General features: G+C 50.4%; 1 protein-coding gene. It reads left to right on the plus strand.

Annotated elements, in window-relative coordinates; translation table 11 throughout:
* The coding region (locus tag B3182_RS09505) for a succinylglutamate desuccinylase/aspartoacylase family protein (protein WP_292752563.1) at positions 1-476 on the plus strand (476 nt) is incomplete at both ends.

Consider the following 476-nt stretch of genomic DNA (forward strand, 5'->3'; position numbering starts at 1 on the left):
CGCCTCGCCAATCTTTTTATGAGCGAGGTGGTGAATAAGTGTACCCATGGCGTAGATTTACATACTGCAGCCATTCACCGCGATAACCTGCCACAGATTCGTGCAGCGTTGGATAATCCTGCCGTTGAAGAAATGGCGAGAGCATTTAATGCCCCGGTTATTTTGAATTCAGGCTTGATTGAGGGATCTCTGCGTTATGCCTGTCAGCAGGCCAATGTGCCGGTTATCGTCTATGAAGCCGGTGAAGCATTACGTTTTAATGAACTGGCGATTCGTGCTGGTGTCAGAGGCGTATTGGCGGTAATGCGTAAGCTGGGCATGTTGACTGAATCCCGTACTAAACATTTGAAACCGGCAGAACCATTTGTCGCGCGTTCAAGCAGTTGGGTGAGGGCACCGCAAAGCGGAATTTTCAGAATGCTGGTTCCTATGGGAGCCCACGTGACCAAAGGCGATATTCTGGGAATGGTCGCGGC

It is taken from the genome of Methylophaga sp. UBA4204 (genome assembly GCF_002379485.1).
Lineage (GTDB): Bacteria > Pseudomonadota > Gammaproteobacteria > Nitrosococcales > Methylophagaceae > Methylophaga.